At 61.2% G+C, this 1,748-nt stretch carries 2 protein-coding genes; both read right to left on the reverse strand.

What is annotated here, in order from left to right; all coding sequences use genetic code 11:
• The coding region (locus tag VJ464_23715; GenBank protein ID HKQ08154.1) for a hypothetical protein at positions 1–360 on the reverse strand (360 nt) is incomplete at its 3' end.
• Between the two features lie 7 nt (positions 361–367).
• Positions 368–1,748: hypothetical protein (locus VJ464_23720; GenBank protein HKQ08155.1), on the reverse strand; the 1,381-nt coding region annotated here is incomplete at its 5' end.

The raw sequence follows: 1,748 nt of genomic DNA on the forward strand, positions 1-1,748 counted from the left end.
CGCCGTCCAGTCCCGCGTCAAGGCGAAGCAGGCCGCCGTCAGGTAGTAGACGCCCGGCGGGTAGAAGCTCGGCGTCGCCGCGCCAAAGCCGCGATTCGTCTCGGCCTCCCATCGCGGATAGATTTCGCCGCTCGCCAGTCCTCCGTAAAACGACCGCATCTGGTTGTAATGCCCGCGCATATCATGGGTTGACGGCATGCGCAGCGACCAGCGCGACTGCCCGGGTAGCGGGTTGGCGATGAAGAAGTAAGGGATTGCAGCCAGCGCCGACAGAATGACGCAATAGATGAGCAGCCAGCCGCGCCGCCGGCGGGTGCGTGCCGGGCTTGTTGATTCGTTAGGAGCAGGCGTTTCAACCATTCGTTTCTTATTGCGGCGCGACCGACCGCTTCAGTCTAAGCAACCACGATGCGGCCATCATCAAGACGATCATCGCAAATGTAATCAGCGTCACACGCTCGGCCCGGCGACGAATCGGTGTATCAAGAAAGTCGAGGCGCACTTCGTGGTGGCCGGCGGCGAGGTTGATCTCAATGTCGCCGAACTCTTCGCCGGTGATGATTTCTGCCGGCTTACCGTCAACGGTCGCCGTCCAGCCGGGAAAGTTGAAAGTGCGTATCCATAGCTGATCTGCTTCGGTCAATTCGGCGCGCACTACGCGGTGCTGCGGCTCCCATTTTTCGACGAAGACTTCACCGTTATCTTCGGCAAGCTCGGCGGGCGGCGCATCGTCGGGTAACTCATACGGGTCAGGTGCGGTCGCAGGCAAGGTCGCAGGGTTCATGTGCTCCGCCTCCGGCACGAAGACTTCGGCCCTGGCCACTGGCAGGCAAACTGACAAGAGGCTGAAGGCGGCTCCGCCAATCAAAATGATCATGCTCAATGTGGCCAGGACTGTGCTGACGCTTCTCCGTTGCTGACCGAGCGCCTGGCTTGCGGTCTGCCAGCAGGCACCGGCGAGCAGCGCCGTCACCAGAGTCGTCATCGCCAGCATTCGCCAGGTAAAAATGCCAATCTCGATCTTCGGGATGTGCTGGCCGAGTGGCCGGGAGATTTTATGCATCATCAGACTGACGAACAGGCCGAGCGCCGTCCACATCACCACACGCTGCTTGAGCGCGGCGCTCAATAAACCGTCACGCTCGAAGTAGGCGAACAAGCGGCGAATGCCTTTTGTCGAGCCGTCAGCCGACAGCGCCCCTCGACCTTTGTCGGCCAGCAACAACGCCGCGCCGCAGACAATCGTGAACGCCAGCCCCAGCACCCAGAGCCAGTTTATGCGTCTGTAAAATTCAACAAAGTTCGCGGCGTTGAAGATGTCATGCACGAAGACGTAGGTGTTGTGATAGGGCCATGAAGTGAGGATGTAATCTTTGTGAATCAGGTTCTGTTCGAAGACGGCGGGAAGGATGTAAGCCGCCGCCAGCGCCACCCCCAGCCCCAATCCCACTCCCACCCGCAGCAGCCCGCGCCACTCCCGCCGCACCATCCCCAGCACCATCATCGCCACCCCAAACCCCAGACTGTACTGATACGCCGTCGGCGGATGGCTCCAGATGAACCCCCCGTAGCTCACCCCCAGCACTACCACCCACTTCAAGCGCTCCCCCCACCTCGCCCGACAACCGCCTTCGCCGCCCTTCTCCATCAACCCTTCGCCCGCACCCAGCATCAACGGCATCCACACAAACCCCAGCAACTCGGCTATCGCTCCCCGCTGATACTGGTCCAGCAGATGATACGGCCCC

The sequence above is a fragment of the Blastocatellia bacterium genome (assembly GCA_035275065.1).
GTDB lineage: Bacteria > Acidobacteriota > Blastocatellia > UBA7656 > UBA7656 > DATENM01.